1 protein-coding gene is annotated in these 1,005 nt (G+C 59.1%); it reads left to right on the top strand.

The features are described 5' to 3' along the window. Positions 1-757: 757 nt before the first annotated feature. Positions 758-1,005 (top strand): hypothetical protein (locus tag ACOVRJ_RS12170; protein ID WP_422044111.1); only part of this gene is annotated, 248 nt, incomplete at its 3' end.

Below are 1,005 nucleotides of genomic sequence, written 5' to 3'. Positions count from 1 at the left end.
GCCGGGCCTTCGCGTAATCCGTGACGATAGGCCAGCACGAACGCGAGGCGGGTCGAATGGTCGGCCTTGAATATCCTGATGTCGCCATTGAAATAGTCGGTCACGGCATCCCTCTGCGCTGGCTGACAGTGGAGCATCATACACTGTTTGCCCTGCAGAAAGCAAATTGGCCTACCTATAACACATTGATATTACATGCGTAATGCCCAAAATGTTTCTGCATCTGAATGCCCTGCATGACAGTTCAAGAGCCGGCTCATCAAACGCATTGCGGGGCGCGTCAGGGCCGTCTGCACCGGAGCTGCGTGGTCTTCGAACGAATGTCTTTTGCCGTGTCCGGCTGCGCTCGGGTGAGGTGTATCTGCCTTCGCTGGAGGCGCAGTTGCAATTCTGGCAACCGCAAGGCTGCCGATCCCAGGCAGCGTTTGACGCGCCAGCGCTTCCAAGGCGACAACGCCTTATGGTCGGCCAGCTCTTTGTCCTGATCGAATGTGAGAGTTACTCTGCGGGTAAGTTGTGAACCGGCACGCCATTTGACCCCCGGGGGGTCAAACGCCGAAGCCGATTCACCCGCCGGAGCGGAAGAGGCCTTGTCGGGGCTGGTCGGCCTACCACCACGAGGTGTCGTAGACCGCCTCGCCCCGGGCGAGCGCGTCGCGGGCGCGAGCGATGCTCTTTGCGGCCTGACACCAGAGCGTCAGTACAAAACCAAGACGAGTTGCAGTTGGATGGACAGCGCTACACGGGGAGATGGTAAGTGGAAATCGATCTTGAGGCGGTGCGCCGTGTGTTCTGCGATGTGTTGGGCGGGCGAATGACCAGAGAAGCGGCTGATCGTTGGGCCTACGGTGTGGTGCAGCTGTCCGAGGCGGGTTCGCTAACATTCTCGCCTGTGAACGCGAAAGATCGCATCTGGGAGGGTGTCATGTACCTCTATGGAATTGACACCATGGAGGCCCCCGGGCAGTACCTTCACACCGAGGATGACATAAGGTCTGCCATGGC

This window comes from Roseateles sp. (assembly GCF_049240545.1).
GTDB lineage: Bacteria > Pseudomonadota > Gammaproteobacteria > Burkholderiales > Burkholderiaceae_C > Paucibacter_A.
This window is presented reverse-complemented; position numbering and strand designations above follow the sequence as displayed.